Source organism: Chryseomicrobium aureum, assembly GCF_043182735.1.
In the GTDB taxonomy this organism is placed as follows: domain Bacteria; phylum Bacillota; class Bacilli; order Bacillales_A; family Planococcaceae; genus Chryseomicrobium; species Chryseomicrobium aureum.
The window spans coordinates 2,669,869-2,693,686 of the sequence record NZ_CP171117.1; the positions used below are offsets into that span (position 1 = coordinate 2,669,869).

Genomic DNA, 23,818 nt, shown 5'->3' on the forward strand with positions numbered 1-23,818 from the left:
AGGTTGAAACAAGAAAGGTAGGAGAACCCATGGCTTTAACAGCTGGTATTGTTGGTTTACCGAACGTAGGAAAATCGACGCTATTTAATGCAATTACAAAAGCAGGGGCACTAGCAGCAAACTATCCGTTCGCGACGATTGATCCGAACGTTGGAATTGTTGAAGTACCTGATGCACGTTTAGATAAATTAACTGAGATGGTAGAACCTAAGAAGACGGTCCCAACGGCATTTGAATTTACGGATATCGCTGGAATCGTAGAAGGCGCTTCAAAAGGGGAAGGTCTTGGGAATAAATTCCTTTCTCACATCCGTGAAGTAGATGCAATCTGTCAGGTTGTGCGTTGTTTCGTAGATGAAAATGTAACGCACGTTTCTGGGAAAGTAGATCCGATTGCAGATATCGAAGTCATCAACTTAGAGTTGATTCTTGCGGACCTAGAGAGTGTCGACAAGCGTTTGCAACGCGTCGGTAAGATGGCGAAGCAAAAAGACAAAGAGGCGATGGTAGAACAACCCGTCCTTGAGAAATTGAAAGAAGCATTCGAAGCGGGTCAGTCTGCTCGTTCTGTTGATCTTTCTGATGATGAGAAGAAGGTTATCAAAGGTCTTCACTTATTGACAATCAAACCTATGTTGTACGTAGCAAACGTATCAGAAGACGATATCATGGACGCCGGCTCAAACGAGTACGTAGAAAAGGTTCGTGAGTTTGCGGCAGCAGAAGGTGCAGAAGTGATTGTAATCTGTGCGAAAATCGAAGAAGAAATGGCGGCACTTGAAGACGATGAGAAAGCAATGTTCTTAGAAGAGCTAGGCATCGAAGAATCAGGTCTTGATCAAATGATCAAAGCATCGTACAGCCTACTTGGCCTTGCCACATATTTCACAGCAGGTGTTCAGGAAGTGCGTGCATGGACGTTCCGTAAAGGAATGAAAGCTCCACAATGTGCGGGTGTCATTCACTCAGACTTCGAGCGCGGATTTATTCGTGCGGAGACAGTGGCGTATGATGACCTAGTAGAAGCGGGTTCTATGCCAGCAGCGAAAGAAGCGGGTAAGGTTCGTTCTGAAGGAAAAGAGTATATTGTTCAAGACGGCGACGTTATGTTGTTCCGTTTCAACGTGTAACTAACAAAGAGGGATTCAGCTTACTGCTGAGTTTCTCTTTTTTTATACATTGCATTCCACTTCCCAATATGATACAATTCATTGATGTGAGTAATACAATTACTTACTCCTTGCCGGCCTCAAAACCGGCCAAAGTCCATAGGGAGGTGCAGAATAGATGAGACAGTACGAATTAATGTACATTATCCAGCCAGCAATCGAAGACGAGGCGAAGAAAGCTCTAGTTGAGCGTTTCAACGACATCCTTACTTCAAATGGCGCTGAGATCATCGAATCAAAAGAGTGGGGCAAACGCCGCTTAGCTTATGAAATCAATGACTTGCGTGAAGGTTTCTACCAAATCGTTAAAGTAAATGCAGATTCTAAAGCAATCGATGAGTATACACGTCTTGCTAACATCAATGAAGACATTATCCGTCACATTGCTGTTCGCGTTGACGAGAAATAAGAATTCAACGATCGCTGACGAGGGAGGTTTGTAGGCATGATTAACCGAGTTGTATTAGTAGGCAGATTGACGAAAGATCCGGAGCTGCGTTACACACCGAATGGCGTAGCAGTGGCACGCTTTACACTTGCTGTAAACCGTACATTCTCAAGCCAATCAGGAGAACGTGAAGCAGATTTCATTAACTGTGTTGTTTGGCGTAAACAAGCTGAAAACACGGCAAACTACTTGAAAAAAGGTAGCCTTGCTGGAGTCGAAGGCCGTATTCAAACAGGAAGCTATGAAGGACAAGACGGCAAGCGCGTCTATACGACAGAGGTTGTTGCAGATAGCGTACAGTTCTTAGAACCACGCAATGCATCTGGTGGTGGTGGCGATCGCGGACAACAAGCAGCTCCTTACGGAAATGCACCGCAGTCGAACAACTACAACAACAATTCTAATCAGTATGGTTCAAACCAACCATCGAATCAGCAAAATTATACCCGTATGGATGATGACCCATTTGCAAGTAGCGGTCCGATTGAAGTCTCTGACGACGATCTACCGTTCTAAGAATCGGCATCTCAAACGGATTACTTGATAACGAAAAAGGAGGCAACCAATATGGCACCACGTCGCGGAGGCAAACGACGCCGTAAAGTTTGTTACTTCACTAGCAACAACATCACGCACATCGATTACAAAGATGTAGATTTGTTGAAAAAATTCGTGTCTGAGCGTGGAAAAATTCTTCCACGTCGTGTGACAGGAACTAGCGCGAAGTACCAACGTAAACTTACACGTGCGATCAAAGTATCTCGTATCATGGCTTTATTACCATTCACAGCTGAAGAGAGATAAGATCTTACTCAACCACCTGTCCGGATTCCGGGCAGGTGGTTTTATTTGTTCCTAGAGTGTTCAAAGCGTTTCGCTCTTTAGTATGATAAAATAGTAGGGATATCTTGAGAGAAGGAAGGTTCCTATGCAACAAGAAAAATCAATCTGGCTACATGGCTTGAGTACGCTATCGATCTTTACGTTGCTGCTCCTGATTGCCGTGTATCTGCCTGTACTTGGGCTAGTTGGACTACTGCTCGCAGTTGTTCCCATTGCCTGGTTTCGTGCAAACCATACACGCATTAACGCTGTTTTCTTAGCCGTTCTTGGCTTACTGCTTGCCATCCTACTTGGTGGCTATATAGGTCTGTTTGTGGCCCTCGTCACTGTCCCTGTCGGATTTATGATTGGAGACGGTCTGGCGGAGAAGAAATCAAAAGTTTTTCTACTCGTCTCTACAGCCATTACACTCATTTTAGCTACACTTACACAAATTCTTGTCTCACAATTTCTGTTCGGTGTGAATTTACTAGAACAGATGATGGATCAAATTCGAGATACGTATTCCCAAGTGGGGGACTTGATGGAAAGTGCCGGGCAATTGCCGGATGACTTTAATCAAATTGTAGCATCGAGCTTACAGACATTTGCTCTTGTTTTACCAGGCTATTTCATTGCGGTAATGTTTGTGACGGCTTGGGTCTATCTCGTAGTCGCCCTTCCGATTCTACGCAAACTAAAAGTGCCAATTCCGCGCTTTGCAGCCTTTCGTCATTTTCAATTGCCACGCGCAGTGATATGGTATTATTTAATCGTATCCTTGCTGTCATTACTTGGCACATTTGAAGCCGGAACAATCGGAGAAATGGCGGTTGTGAATGCCCTATTCGTATTCCGGGCATTACTGTATTTACAAGGGGTTTCCTTGATTCATTATTACTTCCATCAACAAGGTTGGCCAAAGTGGGGCGCGATTGCAACGACGATTGTGTCAGTGCCGTTCTATTCCATCGTGGTCATCATTGGAGTCATTGATTTAGGTTTCCGTCTGCGTGCCTACATCGGCACAAGTTCAAAAAAGTAAGGAGTTGAGTAGCATGGCCACTTTTTTCCGGAAACGACCAATGCGCTACAGCATCGTCTTATTTGCCATTCTAGGCGTTGTCGCAACAGTCATTCTTGTCTCCCAATCCCTTTGGGTCGGCGTGCTTTTCGGACTCCTCGTAGCCGTTGTATCGGGTTACGCATGGGTGACGGAAAACCGGGTCTATCAAGAGACTGAAAAACATATTGAAACGATGTCGTACCGGTTAAAGAAGGTAGGGGAAGAAGCCCTGCTGGAGATGCCGATCGGAATCGTCTTACTAAACGAAGCACAAGTCATTGAATGGGCAAATCCCTATATGACGAAGCAAATGCCGCAAGACTCCCTTATTGGGTTAGATGTGCATGACTTGTCTGATCAAATTCCGTCTGTATTGAATTCGGAAGAAATCAACGACAGCACGGTTGAAATCGGCGACAACAGTTACAAAGTATTTTATAAGCCAGAAGAGAAGCTGCTCTATTTCTTCGATGTCACAGAACAAGTTGAAATCGAGACGCTCTATTATGGCGACCGTACGGTTATTGGAATTTTGTTCATCGATAACTACGATGAAATCACGCAAGGCATGGACGACCAAGTACGTGGGCAACTGAACAGCTTGATCACGTCCACTGTGAATCATTGGGGTGCAGAGTATGGTATCTTCGTGAAACGCGTGGCGTCTGACCGCTTCATCGCAGTGTTGAACGAATCGATCCTATTAACGCTTGAGAAGACGAAATTTAGCATTCTCGATGAAATTCGAGACGTGACGACGACATTTGGGCACGGAGTGACACTAAGTGCCGGTGTCGGGACATCATCCACATCTCTTGTGGAGCTTGGAGAACTCGCGCAGTCCAGTCTAGACCTAGTACTAGGGCGCGGAGGAGACCAAGTCGCAATCAAACAAGCAGATGGAAAAGTAAAGTTCTACGGAGGCAAAACAAATCCTGTAGAGAAACGTACACGGGTACGTGCTCGCGTTATTTCCCACGCACTGCGTGACTTGATTCAAGATAGTGACCAAGTGCTCGTCATGGGCCACCGTTTACCGGATATGGACTCAATCGGAGCCGCTGTTGGTGTACGGAAGATGGCTGAGATGAACAAGGTCGATGGATTTGTTGTTGTTGACTTCCAAGAGCTTGATAAGAGCGTTTTGCGTTTGATGCATGAAATCAAGCAAAACGAGTCACTCTACTCACGCTTCATCACACCAGAAGAAGCGTTGAACCGGATGACGGACAAAACACTTCTTGTCGTTGTCGATACGCATAAGCCGAGTCTCGTCATTGATGACCGGTTGTTGCAGAAGGCGGAAAAGGTCGTCGTCATTGACCACCATCGTCGCGGAGAAGAATTCATCGAAAATACGTTACTTGTCTATTTAGAGCCGTATGCATCTTCTACAGCAGAATTAGTAACCGAGCTCATCGAATATCAACCAAAGCATGATAAATTGACGATGCTCGAGGCGACCTCGATGCTTGCAGGGATCACGGTAGATACGAAGAGCTTTACATTACGCACCGGTGCTCGTACGTTTGAAGCAGCGTCGTACCTGCGTACGAATGGCGCAGACACCGTACTTGTACAGAGCCTACTAAAAGAAGACCTTGATACGTACGTAGAACGTGCGAAAATTATCCAGACTGTCGAGTTTTATCACGAGGGGATTGCGATTGCGCATGCACCTGAAGAAGCGGTGTACAATCAAATCCTGCTCGCACAAACTGCGGATATCTTATTGACGATGAACGATGTACGCGCATCCTTTGTCATCGGGCGCAGAGATGAATCTAAAGTCGGAATCAGTGCTCGTTCACTCGGAGACGTCAATGTGCAACTCGTAATGGAAAACTTAGGAGGTGGCGGTCATTTAACGAATGCTGCTACGCTTCTTGAAAACATAACGGTCGCAGAAGCTATCGACCAAGTAAAAGAAAGCATTGACCGAATTACGCAAGGAGGAACTGACCAATGAAAGTTGTATTTTTAAAAGATGTAAAAGGTAAAGGCAAAAAAGGCGAAATCAAAAACGTAGCAGACGGCTATGCGCATAACTTCTTGATTAAGAACGGCTATGCTGTAGAAGCAACATCATCTGCACTTTCAGCAGTAGAAGGCCAAAAGAAATTGACGGAAAAACAAGCCGCACAAGAGCTTGCGAATGCAGAAGCATTGAAAGAGAAGCTCGAAGCATTGACGGTTGAATTAAAAGCGAAATCTGGAGCAGACGGCCGTCTGTTCGGATCTGTGACGACAAAGCAAGTAGCAACCGCTCTTGAAAAAGTGCACGGTATCAAAATCGACAAACGCAAGATGGAACTTGACGATGCAATCCGTACACTCGGTTACACAAACGTACCTGTTAAACTTCATCAAGACGTCACGGCAACATTGAAAGTTCACGTAACTGAAGAGTAAGGAGCGAATAAGATGAGCGAGCCGTTCATGGACAGAGTTCCCCCCCATAATCACGAAGCTGAACAATCCGTTATCGGTGCCATCTTTTTAGAACCACAGGCGCTGATTACGGCGGCAGAGGTCCTCGTACCCGATGATTTCTACCGCACGGCCCATCAGCGTATTTTCCACACGATGATTCGTCTCAGTGACCAAGGGAAGGCGATAGACGTCGTCACTGTCACAGAGGAGCTCTCGGCAAAGAAAGAGCTCGAAGACGTCGGTGGAATTGCTTATTTAAGTGAATTAGCAAATGCAGTACCGACAGCTGCAAACATCATCTACTATGCCCGTATCGTCGAAGAGAAGGCGCTTCTGCGTCGTCTGATCCGTGTGGCAACAAGTATCGTAGAAGACGGGTTCACACGCGAAGACGAAGTAGCCGCTGTGTTATCAGAAGCTGAGAAGAAGATGATGGACGTCTCCAGTCGAAAAAATGCCGGAGACTTTCAAAACATCAAAGATGTCTTAGTGCAGACTTATGACAATATTGAACAGCTGCATTCACGTAAAGGCGACATCACCGGTGTTCCGACAGGGTTCCGAGATCTCGACCGCATCACAGCCGGTTTCCAGCGCAATGACTTGATCATAGTAGCTGCCCGGCCATCTGTTGGTAAGACGGCCTTCGCACTGAACGTGGCACAAAACGTCGCGACGAAGACCGATGAAAATGTCGCCATCTTCAGTCTCGAGATGGGTGCGGAACAGCTTGTTATGCGTATGCTCTGTGCGGAAGGAAACATCGACGCCCAGGTACTTCGTACAGGTGCCTTGACGAACGAGGATTGGAAGAAGCTCACGATGGCGATGGGAAGTCTTTCAAACGCCGGAATCTTTATCGATGATACACCAGGTATCCGAGTAACCGAAATTCGTGCAAAATGTCGTCGCTTGAAGCAGGAGTATGGTCTTGGCATGATTTTGATCGATTACTTGCAGCTGATCCAAGGGTCTGGCGGCAAAGGCGAGAACCGTCAACAGGAAGTATCGGAAATCTCCCGTTCTCTAAAAGCACTAGCACGTGAGTTGCAAGTACCCGTTATTGCCTTGTCGCAGCTCTCTCGTGGAGTAGAGCAACGACAAGACAAGCGTCCGATGATGTCCGATTTACGTGAGTCGGGTTCGATCGAGCAAGATGCCGATATCGTATCCTTCTTGTACCGTGAAGATTACTACGACAAAGAGACTGAAAATCAGAACATGATTGAAATCATTATTGCGAAGCAGCGGAATGGTCCAACTGGTACTGTCACACTTGCGTTCGTTAAAGAGTTCAACAAATTCGTCAATATTGATTGGAGCCAACATTCGGCTCCGCCTGCCTCCTAACAAGAGGCCACTGAAAAAGTTGATACCAAGGAATAAAGCGAGCGATTTGACGATTATATTGTCAAATCACTCGCTTTTTCTTTTATAATTAAGAAAATTGATTAGGTGGTGGAAAGCTATGATTTCTAAACAGGAGAAGTTGACTTTAAGTCCATTTATGCAGATCTACGATATTGTAGTGCCAAAAAACAATATGTTAAGACAAATAAATGAATTAGTAGATTTTTCGTTTATCTTGGAAGAGTTAAAGACAAAATACTGTTTAGATAATGGTCGTAATGCAATCCCACCTATTCGCATGTTCAAATACCTTTTGCTCAAAGTTATATTCGACATCTCCGATGTCGATGTGGTTGAAAGATCAAAGTACGACATGTCGTTTAAATACTTTCTAGATATGGCCCCAGAAGACGAGGTCATCAACCCGAGTTCATTAACCAAATTTCGTCGTCTTCGTCTTAAAGATACGAACCTTATAGATATGCTGATTTCAAAGTCAGTTTCAATCGCTGTTGAGAAGGACATCATCAAAGATAAAAGTGTCATAGTTGATGCGACCCATACTGCTTCACGTTATATTTATAAATCACCAAAAGAATTCATTCAAGAAAAATCTAAGCGTGTTCGTAAGACAGTTCAGCTCTTTGATCAGACAATCAGTGCGAATCTCCCAGACGAACCTTCAACAGAGAAAATCCAGGATCACATAAGTTATTGCCAAGAGATCATTAAAATCATCGAGTCAGAACCAAAGGTTCAAGGGATACCAGCTGTTGTAGAGAAATTGAACAATCTCAAGGAGACAGTCGAAGACTATAGCGAAGGGGTCTATTATTCAGTTGATGAAGATGCCCGAATTGGACACAAATCTGCCTCTACTTCTTTTTATGGATATAAAACACATATTGCAATGAGTGATGAAAGAATCATCACTGCTGCTGTCATCTCGAGTGGTGAAAAGAGTGATGGTCACTATTTAGAGGAACTGATAAGCAAAACAAAGAGTCATGGACTTTCAATAGAAAAAGTTATTGCAGATGCTGCATATTCGGGCAAGAAAAATCTCCGATTAACAAAAGATTTAGGGATGTCTCTTATTTCAAGACTTAACCCTTCTATCACTCAAGCAGGACAGCGAAAAGATGGCTTTGATTACAATAAGGATGCGGGTATGTATGTTTGCCCAGCAGGGCACCTAGCTATACGCAAAGCACGCATAGGCAGGAAAAATGTTGGTAAGAACCAGTTACAGACCTATTATTTCGATATACAGAAATGTATGAACTGTCCTATTAAGTCAGGTTGCTATAAAGAAGGGGCTAAGTCAAAGACATACTCTATATCAATCAAATCTCAAGAGCACAGTGATCAGGCGGCTTTTCAGGAAACAACTGAATTCAAAACCATTTCTCGCTCTAGATATAAGATCGAGGCAAAAAATAGTGAACTGAAAAATAGACATGGTTACAACAAGGCTTCCTACGGAGGTCTATTTGGTATGCAGATTCAAGGAGCCACCACCATATTTGCTGTAAATCTCAAACGAATCATAAAATTAATGCAATAGAAATACAGGGATGTAACTCCCCTTTTAGAAGAAAAAGACGACTCGAATCTCCAAATTAGAGGATTCTAGTCGTCTTTTTTGTCATACAGATAAAATCCAACAGAAAAACCTAAGGTTTTTCAGTGGCCTCCCTAACAATAGGGGGCTTTTTTTGTAACTTTTTAGAGGACTAAAACGTATAGTTACAAACGAAAAGGAGTGGATGCAATGAAAAGCTTGATGGGTTGTCTGTTTGCCGTCGTCATTTTCATCATTTTAAGCATCATCGGAGTTTTTGCCTTTTTCACCTTAGCCCCACGAGAAAGTGTAGTAGAAATGTCTTCTTCAGGAATGGAGAGCGTATCGCCTAATGGGGACTATCGTGTGGAGATTATTGAACCTGGAGGGGGCGAGCCATATGAAGTGTACTATGGACGTTGGGAACAAGAAATTGAAGACATGAGCATGCTATATATGCCGATAGATGGCTATGCAAATCCGTCTATTGCTATTGAGTGGCAGGAAGAGAATGTGGCATACATCAAGATAATGGATGGGGAACAGGAAAAACGTGGCGTGACTTTAACAATTGGTGAAGAATAATACAAAAAACTTTGAAATCGTGACTTTTTATAAAGAATCAGCACCTAAACACGAACGTTTACATTTTAGGTAATTCAGATGTTCGTAAATGGGTTGACGGAATGGGCATACGCTGATACACTGATACTGTTTGAAATAGGACACACAGTGTCTAGCGGAGGTGCTGATCATGCCATCAGTCGTAGTTGTAGGAACCCAATGGGGAGACGAAGGAAAAGGGAAAATCACAGACTTTCTTTCAGAGCATTCAGAAGTAATTGCACGTTACCAAGGTGGAAATAACGCAGGTCACACGATCATTTTCGGTGGAGAGACATACAAACTGCACTTGATTCCATCAGGTATCTTCTATAAAGATAAAATCTCAGTCATCGGAAACGGGATGGTTGTAGATCCAAAAGCTCTTGTGAAAGAGTTGAAAGGTCTTCATGAGCGCGGAGTGAGCACAGACAACTTGCGTATCTCTAACCGTGCCCACGTCATCTTACCGTACCACTTGAAGCAAGACGAAGTGGAGGAGGCCCGTCGCGGTGCGAATAAAATCGGCACGACAGGAAAAGGAATCGGCCCGGCATACATGGATAAAGCAGCACGTGTAGGAATCCGTATGGCTGACCTTTTAGACTACGAGACATTTAAAGAGAAGCTAGACTTAAACTTAAAAGAGAAAAACCGCATGTTTGAAAAGTTCTACGAAACGGAAGGCTTCAAACTTGAAGATATTCTTGAAGAATACTATGCATACGGACAAGAAATTGAGAAGTATGTAACCGATACATCAAAAGTATTGAACGATGCTTTAGATGAAGGCCGTCGTGTTCTGTTTGAAGGCGCACAAGGTGTTATGTTAGACATCGACCAAGGGACGTATCCATTCGTTACATCGTCTAACCCAGTAGCAGGTGGCGTGACAATCGGAGCAGGTGTCGGTCCAACAAAGATCTCTCACGTTGTCGGTGTATGTAAGGCGTACACTTCACGTGTTGGTGACGGTCCTTTCCCAACAGAATTGTTTGATGAAATCGGCAACCAAATCCGCGAAGTCGGAAAAGAGTACGGAACAACAACGGGTCGCCCACGCCGCATCGGATGGTTTGATTCTGTCGTCGTTCGCCATGCACGCCGCGTGAGTGGATTGACTGACTTAACGGTGAACTCAATCGACGTATTAAGTGGTCTTGAGACAGTGAAGATCTGTACAGCGTATAGCTACAAAGGTGAGTTGATCACAGAATACCCAGCAAACCTACGTATGCTTGCAGACTGTGAGCCAGTCTATGAAGAAATGCCAGGCTGGTCAGAAGACGTGACGTCTTGCAAGTCACTTGACGAACTACCGGACAACGCACGTCACTACTTAGAGCGAATCGCTCAATTAACAGGCGTTCAAGTTTCAATCTTCTCGGTTGGTCCAGACCGTACACAAACAAATATCGTTTCTAGCGTTTGGCGCTAATACAAAACCTCTTCCTAGCAGTTGCTAAGAAGAGGTCTTTTTTTGTCTTATTCTGTATAATTTCGCGCAATTCAGAGAAGTACTGAAATAATTGAAATATAAATTAGTTAGTATTTCATAGAAGTGAACCAAATACTTCTAGTAAATTGTAGGAACTGGAATCTATTTCACATTTTGATTACAAACGGGTCTATTCGTTCACTTTGCATAAATGGATATGGTAAATTAGAAGGGCATGAAAAATGCCAGAGTGTGTTTACAAACGGAAGGAGCTTTATCATGTTTTGGAATAAATCGAAGGAAGAATCGGCTGTTTTATCGACAGACGGACTTTCTAGGAAGAAAACCAATGTGATAAAGAAAGCAGCCATCACAGTAGTATTGCTTTCTGGGTTGTCCGTCAACTTCGCTTTTGCAAATGAAACTGCAGATAGTAAATTGACTACAATCTATCATATATATACAGAAGATCAGTACGTAGGTGCGATCTCAGACAAAAACGAGGTCGAGCAATTGAAGCGCGAAAAAATAGAAGCTTCCAAATCACAGTTCGAAGGTCTCTCGTTAACAGCTGGTAATAATTTCTCGGTGGTTGAAGAGAAAGTATTTACACCTGCTACGGACGACGCCACTACTTTAGAACAAGTAGAGGACCTCATTGAAGTGAATGCCAATGCATTTGCCATTTCAATCGATAACGAGGTGGCAGCCTACGTTAAAGATTTAGATGCTTACAATGAAGTGCTTCGGAAAGTGAAGTTGAACTACATTTCGGAGAAAGAGCTCAACTTTTTGGAAGCTCAAAACACTACTAGTAATTCTATACCCGCATTACAGCCAGGTGAAACACGAATTAAAGATTTAACAATCGAACAGAACGTGTTCGGTGCCACTATGACGGTAAAGCCAGATGAGGTCTTGTCAGTCGACGAAGCGACAAAACGTTTATTGACGGGCGTTGAGAAACAAGAGACATATACAGTCAAACAAGGCGATGTTATTTCAAAGATCGCAAGTGCTCATAACCTCTCTACAAACGAGTTAATTGAGTTGAATGAAGGACTAGAAGAAGGTGGGACACTCTCTATCGGCCAAGAGCTGAATGTCACGGTATTGCGCCCAGCTTTAAACTTCACAGCAACTTACGAGCAACGTGCGAAGGAAGAAATCGCATTTGATAAAGTAGTAGAAGAAACAGACACGCTCTACAAAGGCGACACCAAGTTGAAAACTAAAGGGGAAGCCGGCGAGCGTATTGCGACGTATGCCATCACAAAAGTGAATGGACAAGAGACTGCCAAAGACATGGTGGAAGAGGAAATTACGAAGCAAGTGCAACATGAAGTAACACTAAAAGGTACGAAAGTGATGCCTTCTCGCGGAAGCGGATCATTCGCTTGGCCAGCACAAGGTGGGTATATCTCGAGCCATATGGGTCACCGCTGGGGCCGTATGCACCAAGGAATCGATATCGCACGTCCAAGTGGCTATGATATTTTAGCTTCCGATAATGGAGTTGTCGTAGCAGCTGGTGTAGAGGGTGGTCTTGGAAACCGTGTCGTGATTGATCACAACAACGGCTACCGCACCGTGTACGGTCACTTGAACTCAATCAGTGTTTCAGTAGGCCAAACCGTTCCACAAGGAACAAAAATTGGTGTCATGGGGAACACAGGTCGTTCTACTGGCACTCACTTACACTTTGAAGTCATCAAAAACGGCACGCACATCAATCCGATGTCTGTGTTGAAGTAATAGATAGGAAAGCCGCCCGAGGTTGGGCGGCTTTTGTTGTAGGAAGGGCTTATTGGTGAAGGGTTTGCTAGAAAGATCTTAGGACATTGGGATTTGGTGTGATGGTGGACGGCGGTGGGGGAGGATTTAGTTTCCATAACATGACTTCGGTAGAAGAAATTCCGGTTTGGGTAGAATAAAAGTGCGATTCGGTAGAACAAATCTCGGTTTCGGTAGAAGAACGCCCGCTCAGTTTCTAGAGTATCGTTCTACACATCTAAAGAGAATATTTCCCGGGAAATAATACGACCATTTTCGACAGGAATGGGAAATAAAATGCGAAAATAGCGTGGGCATGGTATTGTTAAGGATAGTAGAGAACTAGAAAATAGGGGAAGTCTGAACGAATGATGGAGGAGAACGAACTATGAATAAGAAGATTCTCGTCGTAGATGACGAAAAACCGATTGCAGACATTCTGCAGTTTAACTTAAAAAAAGAAGGCTACCAAGTGGAATGTGCCTATGATGGGGACGAAGCGCTTGAGAAAGTTGAAGCCTTCCAACCCGATCTAATGTTACTTGATATCATGCTTCCGGGGCGTGACGGTATGGAAGTGTGCCGTGAAGTCCGCAAGAAGTATGAATTTCCGATTATTATGCTGACAGCAAAAGACTCTGAGATTGATAAAGTACTCGGACTTGAGCTTGGGGCAGACGATTATGTCACAAAGCCATTCTCGACGCGTGAACTTATTGCGCGCGTGAAAGCCAACATGCGTCGCTCGCAAGTCGTGCCGGCTGAAGATATGGAAGCGAGTTCGAATGATATCCATATCGGACCGCTAACGATTCAGCCAGATGCCTATATGGTGATGAAGCGGGATGAAGCGATTGAGCTGACACACCGTGAATTTGAACTGCTGCACTACTTGGCGAAACATACAGGCCAAGTGATGACACGTGAACACTTACTGCAAACGGTATGGGGTTATGATTACTTCGGGGACGTGCGCACAGTCGATGTGACGATTCGTCGCCTGCGTGAAAAGATTGAAGATAATCCAAGTCATCCAAACTGGATTGTGACACGCCGTGGAGTGGGATATTACCTGCGCAGTCCTGAACAGGAGTAGGAACATTCATGCATAGAGTAGGCTTTTTTAAATCAATTCACGTTAAAATCGTGTTGATTTATATTTTATTAATATTGATCGCGATGCAGATTATCGGGCTCTATTTCGTACGAGAGCTCGAAGAATCTTTCCGCAACAACTTCCAGGATTCCGTCACCGAACGTGTCGGACTCATGGAGTTTAGCGTGCGCGAAGAACTGATACGAGAACGAGGCGAAGAGGACGCGACGACCGAACAAAGTCTGCGTTCTATTTTGGCTGGCTTAAATTCGAGTGACATCAACGAGATTCGTGTCATCGATGACCGCTATCAAATCCTCGGGACCTCAGACAATGAAAATCAAAGCATCGTCGGGCAACGTTCGGTTGATGAGCTAGTACGCCGGACAATCAGCTCTGAAAATCCAGAGAGTATGATTTCCCTCGATAAAGTAACCCGCGAGCGAATCTGGATCCTCGCTACACCGATCACCTCTCAAGGCAATGTAATCGGCGCACTGTACGTTGAATCAGACATTGAAAAAGTGTTTAGCCAGATGGATGAGATCAATCAGATTTTAGCCGGAGGAACAGCTGTCTCTCTCGGTATCACCATTATCCTTGGTATTTTTATCGCCCGCACGATCACGCATCCGATTTCCGATATGCGAAAACAAGCGCAAGCCATGGCGCGTGGGAATTTCTCGCGTAAAGTTAAAGTCTACGGAGACGATGAGATCGGGCAGCTTGCGATTGCCTTTAACCATTTAACGAATCGATTACAAGAAGCCCAATCGACGACCGATGCCGAACGGCGAAAGCTTGCGTCCGTTCTTGCGAATATGACAGACGGGGTTATTGCGACTGACCGCAAAGGCCGCGTGATCCTAATCAATGATCCGGCACTAGAGTTACTCAATGTAAACCGCGACAGCGTCCTCAATCGTCCAATCACATCTGTCCTGACGATTGACGAAGACACGACATTTGAAGACTTGATTCATCAACAAGAACCGATGTCGCTGAACTACAGCACCTATGACATGCCGTATATTTTACGCGCAAACTTCTCTGTTATTCAGAAAGAGACCGGTTTTGTGAATGGTCTGATTGCCGTCCTGCATGACGTGACCGAGCAGGAGAAGATTGATATGGAACGCCGGGAATTCGTTGCGAACGTTTCGCATGAGTTACGTACGCCACTGACAACGATGAGCAGCTATCTTGAAGCGCTTGCTGAAGGTGCTTGGAAAGATGAGACGATTGCCCCGAACTTCTTAGGTGTTACGCAGACTGAGACGGCCCGGATGATTCGTCTTGTAAATGACTTGCTCCAACTTTCGAAAATGGATAGCCGAGACTACGATCTTAACATAGAGGTCATAAACTTCAACCAGTTCTTCCACCGCATTATCGACCGCTTTGAAATGTCGAAGTCTCAAAATGTGTCGTTCTCACGTATGCTTCCGGAAAAAGAGTATTTTGTTGCCATCGACCCAGACAAATTGACGCAAGTGATCGACAACATCATCTCGAACGCGCTGAAGTACTCACCAGATGGAGGAACAGTGCGCTTTGGCTTTACGGTCAAAGACGAAATGATGCAGGTTATGATCTCGGATGACGGGATGGGAATTCCTAAAGAGAATGTCGATAAAATCTTTGAACGTTTCTACCGTGTGGACCGTGCGCGTGCCCGCTCTATGGGTGGTACGGGTCTTGGACTTGCGATTGCGCGCGAGATGATTGAAGCGCATGGTGGGAAAATTTGGGCAGAAAGTGAAGAGGGCTACGGAACAAACATCTTCTTTACGCTGCACGTCGAGCCAGAGGAGAGTGAGTGGGAATGAGATATCTGGAACATGTAAAAAGTGCCGTTCTTGTCATCTTGATTGCCCTCAGTGTGCTCTTGACGTTCTCCATCTGGACGTATACACCGCCTTACGCAACACTTGAGGATACACCAGTCGTCGATATTGCGATTGCGGAAAAGAAGCGGACGAGTGACGTCATCAAACCGTACCGCATGTTGATTAGTTATACGGGCGCTTCGGCGATGAAAGGTTCCCTACAGTCGAGCGAGATGGATGGCTTGATGGGCATCATGCGTATGTGGACTTTGAACCCGCCGCAGCTGATCAATAATGAAGCGACGACGGACCAACTCAATGAAATGATTCGCGATACAAATCAACTTGTCTTTTATTACCCGACAGAAATCCCGATCCAAAGTTTCCGTCAGATCATTCCGTTTAGCGACCAAGCCATTCCAGACTTTTCGTTCAACCATATGATTGTGCACTGGGAAAATGGAGACGGAGACCTGTCGATTCACGTGAAATTTATCAACACCGTCTCACAGCGCGTATTCCGCTCGGATGTCGCGGATGTGGATGTTGCAGAATTCTTGAATCGTGTAGAAGATATGGACCGCAGATTGCCAGTGTTCAATGAAATTGTACGAGATAGTTTGCAGTCGCTTTATGTGTCATCTGTTCAAGTGCCACTTGAAGAATATACATTCGGATTAGAAGAGATCTCCCCGGAAAAGTTCAAAAATGCATTATTTACGAATCCGAACCTTGTACGCAGTAATCCAGTTGGCGTTTCGTCCCAGCAGTATACAGACGATAGTGCGCTGATGAACATCGATTATGCACCGCGTCGAATCAGTTACGTGCACCCGGCCTCGGAAACGGAGCTTCCAGGAGACTCGGCGACACTGGTCACGGATAGCATCGAGTTCGTCAACGAACACGAGGGATGGACGGATGATTACCGCTTGAGTCGCATCAATGCGCGTGGTCAGCAGATCAACTTCCAGATGCATTTGAAAGGGCTACCCGTGTTTAGTGACACAATGGCAACAGACATGACGCAGTACTGGGGACTTGATCAGGTCTACCGTTACATTCGTCCGTACTACACGCTGAACCAGTCATCACCTTTCCGCACGACACGTAAGCAGTTGCCGTCTGGTCAGTACATTTACGATTACTTGATTTCCCAAGCATCTGTAGATATCAATCTTGTGACGGATATCAAACCGGGCTACTACGTCCGACGCGATTCGTCCCAACCGATTTTGACGCTTGAGCCGTACTGGTTCTATCAAGTCAATGAGACATGGGTGCGAATCACACCAGAACTGTCAGGAGGTGGCGCGATTGGATTGGAGTAGAACCAAAACTATTTTCATCGTCGTGTTCTCCATCTTGAACGTGTTTTTGATGTCGCTGTATGTGGACCGTTACAACGAATCCATCGGTCTTCAAAGCACGCTCGAAGGCTCGACATCGTTTGAAGAACGTCTCGCTGCAGATTCCATCACGGTGCCGAGGCTGACCAACATGCCGACAAACGTCGCTTACGTATCGGGAACTGTGCACAATTTCACTCCAGATGAATTAGAACAGCTACCGAATGCAGACGTGAGGTCATCAACGGATGGGATCCTGGAAGTGGAACTAGTTGAGCCAGTTTCCGTAGAAGGTGACATGACAGTGGAAAGCGTTGTACAGGAACATGCACACGAAGGCCAGGACTATAAGATCTGGTCGACCGATTCAGAGACGAACACAGCCCTCCTGTTCCAACAAGTAAATGACCGTAGCGTGTACCACAATTCGCGTGCATTCATCTTGGTTCGCTGGAATGAAGAAGGCGAAGTGACGGGGTTCACACAGACATACCTCGAAGACCTCGAAGACTATAACGAAGAACGTAGCTTGATCACGTACATGAGTGCCATTGAAGTGCTGTACAACCGCTCGTTAATTCTTCCAGGAGCGGAAGTGACGGAAGTCAGCCTTGGCTATTCGACTCTCGCACAGCTCGGGGAGACACAGGTGTTTTCGCCAACATGGGCCGTGAAGGTTGAGCTGGCAGATGGTACAATGGAAGAGTACTTCGTCAATGCAATCGACAGTCGAATTCTCGACATCCCGATTGATGCAGTAGAGTCAGAAGATACAGAGGAGTAATCAGCATGAGATTTAGTGTATTGGCGAGCGGCAGTACCGGCAACGCCATTTACGTTGAAAACGAGGAGCACTCCTTTTTAGTAGATGCCGGACTGAGCGGAAAGAAAATGGAGCAGTTGTTTCAGCAAATCGACCGAGATGCCCGCAAGTTGAGCGGAATCTTAGTCACGCATGAACACAGTGATCATATAAAAGGGCTAGGCGTCATGGCCCGCAAATATAAAGTGCCAATTTATGCGAACGCGAAGACGTGGCAGGCGATGGACCATCACCTCGGTGTCATCCCGACCGACCAGCGCTTCCAGTTCGATATGGAGACGGTCAAAACATTCGGTGGACTCGACATCCAATCGTTCCAAGTATCCCACGATGCAGCCGAGCCGATGTTCTACGTGTTTCACGAGAACGGCAGAAAGCTCGCGCTTATCACCGACACGGGGTATGTCAGTGACCGGATGAAAGGCTACATCAAAGGCTCTGATGCGTTTGTGTTTGAAAGCAACCACGACGTGGGGATGCTGCAGATGGGCCGCTATCCTTGGTCTATCAAACGCCGCATTCTTTCAGACGTCGGTCACGTTTCAAACGAAGACGCGGCTGTTGCGATGAGCGAAGTGGTCGATTTGAAGCCGACGCAGATCTACCTGTCGCATTTAAGTAAAGACAACAATATGAAAGACCTTGCACATATGAGCGTTGAACAAACGCTGCGCTCGTGCGGAATCATCGCTGGTGAGTATGTGCATTTGCACGGCACCGACGCAGAAATTCCAACACCGCTTGTGGAAGTATAAGTAGTCTCGAAACAGTCTCCTAGAATCAGGGGGCTGTTTTTTTTAATAAACTTTTAAGCAATTTTCATCTAATTTTCATCTTTTTAGGGTACAGTATACGTATACAGTACAACAAAGGAGATGACGAAGATGGATGATTACAGACCATACAATCCGTACGCGGAAGATCCACAGCCGCCAAAACGTTCAGAAAAACCAGAGAAAAAACGAGGAATTGCCGGCTACTTTTTAGCGGGACTTTCCGGAGTACTCGTCGGTGCATTGCTACTTTGGTTCATGATGCCGAGCTTGCAGAGCGCCCTTCCGAACAATGGAACACGCACTGCAGGCAACATCACTCAGACCGAGCAAGTGAGCACGGAAGTCACGACAGACATCACCTCGGCGGTTGAAAAGACCTCGGCAGCAGTCGTCGGAATCACAAACTTGCAGGAAGTGAACAATTTCTGGAGCAGCGAACAGTCCGGTGAACAAGAAGCAGGAACGGGATCTGGCGTTATTTATAAAGTCGAAGGTGACCGCGCATTTATCGTGACGAATCATCACGTAGTGGACGGAGCCAACTCGATTGAAGTGACACTTGCTGGCGGGAAAAAAGTCAGTGCTGAATTAGTAGGTAGTGACGTTTGGACCGACTTAGCTGTACTTGAAATGGACGCAACGGACGTAGAAACGGTGATTGAATTTGGAGACTCGGATGCGTTAACGCAAGGTGAACCGGTTATCGCAATCGGGAATCCACTTGGCCTCGATTTCTTCGGGTCGGTCACAACAGGAATTCTTTCCGGGAAAGAACGTGTCATCCCAGTGGACTTGAACGAAGATGGACAACAAGACTGGCAGACAGAAGTGCTTCAGACAGATGCGGCAATCAACCCAGGGAACAGCGGTGGTGCATTGATCAACATCGCGGGACAACTGATTGGAATCAACTCGATGAAAATCTCGACAACAACAGTTGAAGGAATTGGACTTGCGATTCCAATCAACTCAGCCATTCCAATCATTGAAGACCTTGAACAAAACGGTGAAGTGAAACGCCCGACGATGGGAGTGACGCTCGTCGATGTGGAACAAGTTCCATCCTTCCACCAGCAAGAAACATTAAAACTTCCAGAAGATATTACAACTGGTGTTGTGGTAGATGAAGTGTTTGATAACTCTCCAGCTGCAGCAGCAGGCATGCAACAATATGATGTCATTGTGGAACTAGATGGAGAAAAGGTTGAAAATATGCTCGACCTTCGCCAATATCTCTACACAGAAAAAGAAGTGGGCGATACAATGGATGTGAAAGTATACCGCCAAGGTGAGATTGTAGAATTCACATTGGAACTGACAGACAACAACGCATTATAAGATGTGGATAACTAAATTCACTTCACAAAAGATTTACACAGGGAGCAGGAGGACGAAGTGGCGTCTTTTCTGCTTCTTTTTTATTTGTTACAATAGGGTGTGGATAAACTAGTACGAATTGTGAATAACTTTGTGCATAATCCTAATTGTCAGAGGAGGTCGAATAATGGAGAAATACGCATGCGAAACCCATGTAAATCAAGTACTTGACGAGGTAACGGCGTCGACAGGAGAATTTCCGATTCTTGAAAAGCTCGAGAATCCAGAAAACTTATCCACACGCTGTGAACATTGTGAACAGGCAGCTATATATATCGTAGCTGGAAAAAAATAAGACACAACATGTAGATAACCTATGTGGATATGTGGATAACTAATGTGGACAATGTGTTTGTAAATGAACTGTAAAGGTGGATAACCTGTGAATATCACAATTGTGACGGTTGGAAAGTTAAAAGAAAAGTATTTAAAAATGGGCATCGAAGAATACGCAAAACGTCTCGGCGCTTATGCAAAAATCGAACAGATCGAAGTGCCAGATGAAAAAGCTCCGGAAAATTTAAGTGACGCGGATATGGAAATCGTCAAACGCAAAGAAGGCGAACGCATCTTAGCTAAAATTCACCCAGACTCACATGTCATCGCGCTTGCCATTAACGGGAAGACGCGCAGCTCTGAAGAACTCGCTGCGCATCTCAATTCCCTCATGACATACGGCACCAGCAAAATTGTCTTTGTCATCGGCGGATCCCTCGGTCTGCACGATGATGTGTTAAAGCGATCAAATGAGCAATTGTCGTTTGGGAAGATGACGTTGCCGCACCAGTTAATGAAGCTTGTGTTGTTGGAGCAGGTGTATCGGAGTTTCAGGATTATTAAGGGGGAGCCTTATCATAAGTGAGTGTGAAGTTTTTTCATGGTTTTCGCATATATACCCGTCACGGAGAGCCTTATCACAAATAAGTGAGATTTTCCTGAGATATAATAATATCTTTTCAATTTTGTAGGAAGTACTTTTTCATTTGATATAAGTATCAAATAGTATTGCTGCAATTAAGCATTAAAGAGATTATTTTCAACGAGTAAATATGTTAAAAGTAACTTCAAGTTTAATTTTGACTTTAATTATTTTTCACATCTTAAATAGTAATGTAATAAGAAAAATTCTTACTATTAAAGTACCAACAGTATTAATTGAATTATTCAAGTTTTTTGTGTGGGTGATAATTAAAAAATCTATTAACAGCATATTTATCAGTGTTAAAGGATTATAATATTAACAGCAGTTGATTAAATAAAATCGAGGGGGATCTTGATGGTTGTAGTGGATATAAAAATGGATTTCTTTAAACATGATGCTCAAGCAGGAGGATTTTTTCCAAGCACACACGCTAATCCAGGTTTCAGCATTGATAAATTTCTTGGTGAAACAGGTCAAAATTACTTGATTGAAGGTATTAGGGGAACTGGGAAAACACACATTTTAAAAATGATAAATGAAACTTGCTTAAATTTATACCAAGAAAAAAAAATTCTCCCTGTCTATGTTTCATTAGCTAGTGTCCACGAATGGGTTGAGAGTGATGTTAAACTATTTAGAATACATCTTTACGCTAATATCGTTACGAAGATAATTAATACTATTGAACAGAACAGGCAAAAGATAAGTTTGGCAGGAAATAGTAGTTTTCAAAAGTCTTTTAAAAAAATTGCACAGATGTTCGGTTTAAACAGCGCTGAAAATATTGAAAAATTAATCGAACGCATAAAAGTACTGAATGAGAAATTGCTTGATGAATTGAATTATAATCCTGAAAATATTAAAGCTACTTTCGGTTCTCAATCGAGCACAACTAAAAATGCATCTGCAAATCTGGCAGTTCCACAAATAGGTTCTGTTTCTGCTAGTGGAAGCGAAATATATAGTGAAAATGAACAGAAAGAATTTCTATTTGTAGGACAAAGTTTATCTCATAGTAATGCAGCAAATTTTTTAGTGAATTTTATTTTAGAATTAAAAAATATACTACAAAATCAATATACTTATTTATTGATTGATGAATGTTCTGAAGTTAGTAAAGAAGCCCAAATAGAAATTTTTAGACTATTAAAGCTTGTTCGAGGTGCTTTAACTGATGATATGCATGAAAACGCAGCATATTTTTGTGCTTCAGTGTATCCTACTCCAATAACATATTATCCTTCAAAGAATTTTGGAGATAGTTTCAATTTTGATGTTGGACATGATGCAATTATGGAATATGTTTCAATGGATGAGTTATCTGATGACTATTTAGAATTTTACAAGGAATTAACAAATAATAGAATTCGAGAATTACTATCTGATAAAGGATACACTAACTATCTAGATATTTTTGAAAATGATAAATGTCTAACACTAGCAGCATATTTTTCAAATGGTAATGTGAGAAGGTATATAGAAATACTCAAACACGCTTATGATAATTTAATTCAAAGAATTGGTCATAAGCAATCTCCAACAGACATAGAAAAAATTAATGTCAAAGATATTGAAGAAGCTTTAAGTTCTATTGTACCGAACCAAATACTGGCTCAAAACAAATTAAAGCCAGAGGACTTTGATATTTTAGATAATTTAGTTACTAGAATGAACAAAAGAAATAAGAAAAATGAAACTGAAAATAAAAATAAGGCCGAAAAAGATAGACTACCAGCTAATGTTTATTTTACAGTTTCAAGGTCTCAAGCATTAAAGCTAGGTAACTTGTTCATGCAAGGTGCTATTCATGATAAAGGAAAAACAAGGGTAAAAAAATATTATAAGGAAGAAGGATTAAGAGGTCCTCTTTTGATGTTAGATTTGGCTGTAGCTTTTCATGATGGTGCAATAGATAAAAATAGAACAGCAGATATTTTTACTAAAGATTTAATTAAAAATGCAAAAAGTGGTTATCTATGGTGTCAGGATATTTCTTTTGAATGATTAAAAAAGGCAAATGCTTTTAACTTTCTTCACCTTTTCTAATCAAAATCTTTTTACGAAAGGAAGATTTGAAATGAAATATGTCTTACCTCTGCTAATAAATTTAGTACTGATACTCGTTGGATGTAATCAAGTAGGGAGGAAGACTATATGAAACCACAAGCAGGTGAACTTCTTAAATCAGTTGAAAATAATGATGTAGAAAAAGTAGAAGTTATTTTACAAGATTCGTCCTATCCGATAAATGAAACAAATGATAAAGGAGAATCTACCTTATTGATTGCCACACACAAAAACTATATTGATGTGGCAAAACGTCTGATTGATGCAGGAGCGGATATTAATCAGCAAGATCATTTACAGGACAGCCCATATTTGTATGCTGGAGCGCAAGGGAAAACAGAGATTTTGAAGTATATGATTGAACAAGCTGAGCCGAATCATACGGTCGTGAATCGCTATGGTGGTAATGCATTGATTCCGGCAGCGGAAAAAGGCCATTTAGAGAATGTGAAGGTTCTTCTACAAGACGGGAAAGCAGATATTGATCATCAAAATAACTACGGCTACACGGCTTTGATTGAAGCAGTTGCGTTAACAGATGGCTCAGCGCTGTATCAGGAAATTGTTCAAGAATTACTGAAGTACAATGCGAATAAAGAGCTTCGCGACAACCGTGGGAAAACGGCCCTCGATTATGCTAAAGAGAAGGGCTACATAGAAATAGTTAAGTTGATAGAAGATTGGTAGGGATAATGACGTAATAGATCACAAATACTTTTACACTATGTTCCAGTCCCCTTGATGGGAACCAGCTATTGCTCTGACCGTTTGGCACAACTAGGCCACATGGTCTTTTTTTTTTTGATGTACTTATACATCTAGAATAGAAATAATGAGAAATCAAGAAAATACTAAAAACATTCAGATTCTTATAATCGCATCGAGCACTGCAAGGGTGTATTCTATTGTACTT

22 protein-coding genes are annotated in these 23,818 nt (G+C 43.5%); all 22 read left to right on the forward strand.

Annotated features, from left to right (window positions below):
• The first annotated feature begins 29 nt into the window (after nucleotides 1–29).
• The 22 genes from ychF to ACF3OH_RS14090 all read left to right on the forward strand — a co-directional run bounded on the left by ychF (nucleotide 30) and on the right by ACF3OH_RS14090 (nucleotide 23,592).
• Nucleotides 30–1,130 (forward strand): redox-regulated ATPase YchF, encoded by a 1,101-nt coding sequence (ychF, locus tag ACF3OH_RS13985; protein WP_392455207.1) that lies wholly within the window; start codon nucleotides 30–32, stop codon nucleotides 1,128–1,130.
• A 157-nt stretch (nucleotides 1,131–1,287) separates the two neighbouring features.
• A complete protein-coding gene (gene rpsF / locus ACF3OH_RS13990) occupies nucleotides 1,288–1,578 on the forward strand; it encodes a 30S ribosomal protein S6 (protein ID WP_204591193.1) in 291 nt (96 codons plus the stop codon).
• A 36-nt stretch (nucleotides 1,579–1,614) separates the two neighbouring features.
• Entirely contained in the window at nucleotides 1,615–2,133 is a 519-nt protein-coding gene (gene ssb / locus ACF3OH_RS13995; protein WP_204591191.1) for a single-stranded DNA-binding protein, read from the forward strand.
• Between the two features lie 51 nt (nucleotides 2,134–2,184).
• A complete protein-coding gene (gene rpsR, locus ACF3OH_RS14000; protein ID WP_094941845.1) occupies nucleotides 2,185–2,421 on the forward strand; it encodes a 30S ribosomal protein S18 in 237 nt (78 codons plus the stop codon).
• Between the two features lie 124 nt (nucleotides 2,422–2,545).
• Nucleotides 2,546–3,484 (forward strand): YybS family protein, encoded by a 939-nt coding sequence (locus ACF3OH_RS14005; RefSeq protein WP_392455208.1) that lies wholly within the window; start codon nucleotides 2,546–2,548, stop codon nucleotides 3,482–3,484.
• Nucleotides 3,485–3,497: 13 nt separating this feature from the next.
• Nucleotides 3,498–5,474: a DHH family phosphoesterase gene (locus ACF3OH_RS14010; RefSeq protein ID WP_392455210.1), complete on the forward strand. Its 1,977-nt coding sequence runs from the start codon at nucleotides 3,498–3,500 to the stop codon at nucleotides 5,472–5,474.
• A complete protein-coding gene (rplI, locus tag ACF3OH_RS14015) occupies nucleotides 5,471–5,917 on the forward strand; it encodes a 50S ribosomal protein L9 (RefSeq protein WP_392455211.1) in 447 nt (148 codons plus the stop codon). Before ACF3OH_RS14010 ends, rplI begins: the two co-directional genes overlap by 4 nt.
• Before the next feature lie 12 nt (nucleotides 5,918–5,929).
• Nucleotides 5,930–7,288 carry a replicative DNA helicase gene (dnaB, locus tag ACF3OH_RS14020; RefSeq protein WP_204591182.1) on the forward strand — a complete coding sequence of 453 codons (1,359 nt, stop codon included), beginning with the start codon at nucleotides 5,930–5,932 and terminating at the stop codon, nucleotides 7,286–7,288.
• A gap of 118 nt (nucleotides 7,289–7,406) precedes the next feature.
• Nucleotides 7,407–8,855, forward strand: coding sequence for an IS1182 family transposase (locus tag ACF3OH_RS14025; RefSeq protein ID WP_392455212.1), 1,449 nt, complete (start codon nucleotides 7,407–7,409; stop codon nucleotides 8,853–8,855).
• A gap of 207 nt (nucleotides 8,856–9,062) precedes the next feature.
• Nucleotides 9,063–9,437 (forward strand): hypothetical protein, encoded by a 375-nt coding sequence (locus ACF3OH_RS14030; protein WP_204591180.1) that lies wholly within the window; start codon nucleotides 9,063–9,065, stop codon nucleotides 9,435–9,437.
• 169 nt (nucleotides 9,438–9,606) lie between these two features.
• Nucleotides 9,607–10,893, forward strand: a complete 1,287-nt coding sequence (locus tag ACF3OH_RS14035; protein ID WP_204591178.1) for an adenylosuccinate synthase — start codon at nucleotides 9,607–9,609, stop codon at nucleotides 10,891–10,893.
• A gap of 279 nt (nucleotides 10,894–11,172) precedes the next feature.
• Nucleotides 11,173–12,648, forward strand: a complete 1,476-nt coding sequence (locus ACF3OH_RS14040; protein WP_392455213.1) for a peptidoglycan DD-metalloendopeptidase family protein — start codon at nucleotides 11,173–11,175, stop codon at nucleotides 12,646–12,648.
• A 406-nt stretch (nucleotides 12,649–13,054) separates the two neighbouring features.
• Nucleotides 13,055–13,762 (forward strand): response regulator YycF, encoded by a 708-nt coding sequence (gene yycF / locus ACF3OH_RS14045; RefSeq protein WP_204591173.1) that lies wholly within the window; start codon nucleotides 13,055–13,057, stop codon nucleotides 13,760–13,762.
• Between the two features lie 8 nt (nucleotides 13,763–13,770).
• Nucleotides 13,771–15,591 (forward strand): cell wall metabolism sensor histidine kinase WalK, encoded by a 1,821-nt coding sequence (gene walK / locus ACF3OH_RS14050; RefSeq protein ID WP_392455214.1) that lies wholly within the window; start codon nucleotides 13,771–13,773, stop codon nucleotides 15,589–15,591.
• Complete coding sequence (locus ACF3OH_RS14055) at nucleotides 15,588–16,922, forward strand: YycH family regulatory protein (protein WP_204591169.1); 1,335 nt, start codon at nucleotides 15,588–15,590, stop codon at nucleotides 16,920–16,922. The genes walK and ACF3OH_RS14055 overlap by 4 nt, the downstream gene beginning before the upstream one ends.
• Nucleotides 16,909–17,724, forward strand: coding sequence for a two-component system regulatory protein YycI (locus ACF3OH_RS14060; RefSeq protein WP_204591167.1), 816 nt, complete (start codon nucleotides 16,909–16,911; stop codon nucleotides 17,722–17,724). Before ACF3OH_RS14055 ends, ACF3OH_RS14060 begins: the two co-directional genes overlap by 14 nt.
• 5 nt (nucleotides 17,725–17,729) lie before the next feature.
• Nucleotides 17,730–18,518 (forward strand): MBL fold metallo-hydrolase, encoded by a 789-nt coding sequence (locus ACF3OH_RS14065; protein WP_392455216.1) that lies wholly within the window; start codon nucleotides 17,730–17,732, stop codon nucleotides 18,516–18,518.
• Nucleotides 18,519–18,647: 129 nt separating this feature from the next.
• A complete protein-coding gene (locus ACF3OH_RS14070; protein ID WP_392455217.1) occupies nucleotides 18,648–19,877 on the forward strand; it encodes a S1C family serine protease in 1,230 nt (409 codons plus the stop codon).
• A gap of 166 nt (nucleotides 19,878–20,043) precedes the next feature.
• On the forward strand, nucleotides 20,044–20,211 hold the full coding sequence (locus ACF3OH_RS14075) for a CxxH/CxxC protein (protein ID WP_392455218.1): 168 nt from the start codon (nucleotides 20,044–20,046) through the stop codon (nucleotides 20,209–20,211).
• An 87-nt stretch (nucleotides 20,212–20,298) separates the two neighbouring features.
• The gene (rlmH, locus tag ACF3OH_RS14080) at nucleotides 20,299–20,778 is read left to right on the forward strand and encodes a 23S rRNA (pseudouridine(1915)-N(3))-methyltransferase RlmH (protein ID WP_204591141.1); all 480 of its coding nucleotides are present in this window, start codon (nucleotides 20,299–20,301) and stop codon (nucleotides 20,776–20,778) included.
• A 414-nt stretch (nucleotides 20,779–21,192) separates the two neighbouring features.
• Nucleotides 21,193–22,842, forward strand: coding sequence for a hypothetical protein (locus ACF3OH_RS14085; protein WP_392455219.1), 1,650 nt, complete (start codon nucleotides 21,193–21,195; stop codon nucleotides 22,840–22,842).
• 150 nt (nucleotides 22,843–22,992) lie between these two features.
• On the forward strand, nucleotides 22,993–23,592 hold the full coding sequence (locus ACF3OH_RS14090) for an ankyrin repeat domain-containing protein (protein ID WP_392455221.1): 600 nt from the start codon (nucleotides 22,993–22,995) through the stop codon (nucleotides 23,590–23,592).
• The last annotated feature ends 226 nt before the right edge of the window (nucleotides 23,593–23,818 follow it).